Source organism: Mesorhizobium sp. M4B.F.Ca.ET.203.01.1.1 (assembly GCF_004791025.1).
GTDB classification, from domain to species: domain Bacteria; phylum Pseudomonadota; class Alphaproteobacteria; order Rhizobiales; family Rhizobiaceae; genus Mesorhizobium; species Mesorhizobium abyssinicae.
Map to the genome: position 1 here is coordinate 1 of NZ_SRUO01000046.1, position 696 is coordinate 696.

Sequence of the window (696 nt, forward strand, 5' to 3'; positions counted from 1 at the left end):
AGAATGGACCGATTGCATAGGTGACAGTTTTCTCCCTCGCCGGAGGACCCGGCGATGGTTTGGCGAGAGACTGGCATCATGGACGAGCGGCTTCGTTTTGTAGTGGATTGCCTTTCTGGCGAAGAGACGATGAGCGAGCTTTGTGCGGCCTACGGCATTTCGCGCAAGATCGGCTATAAATGGCTGGGTCGCTACCGGGAGTTTGGCCCGGAGGGTTTGCACGATCGGCCGCGAGCGCCGCTCAATCATGGCCGTGCGACAGCCCTTGATCTTGTCGAGCGGATCGTGGCGGCGAAGGAGACGTATCCGCTGTGGGGGCCCAAGAAGATCGTGGCGCGGCTCAAGCGCGCGGCTCCCGAACTGATCTGGCCGTCGGCCTCGACGGCAGGCGCTATCCTTGCGCGGCATGGGCTTGTCGGCGCCCGCAAGCGGACCCGGCTGCGGGCCTGCGGCAATGGACCTTGGCCGGAGCCGCAAGGGCCGAACGCGGTGTGGACTGGCGATCACAAGGGCTGGTTCCGGACCCGTGACGGGTGGCGTTGCGAACCGTTGACGGTGATGGATGCGTCGAGCCGCTACTTGCTGGCGCTCGAAGCGACCGGCTCGACGGCGGATGCCGAGGCCTGGCCGGTATTCGAGCGGCTGTTTGAGGAGCATGGCCTGCCGGACCGGTTCCGAAGCGACAATGGCCCGCCC

Annotated in this window: 1 protein-coding gene; it reads left to right on the plus strand. The window is 65.2% G+C overall.

Translation table 11 applies throughout. The features are described 5' to 3' along the window. Positions 1–54: 54 nt before the first annotated feature. Positions 55–696 (plus strand): helix-turn-helix domain-containing protein (locus EN846_RS33540; RefSeq protein ID WP_135899148.1); only part of this gene is annotated, 642 nt, incomplete at its 3' end.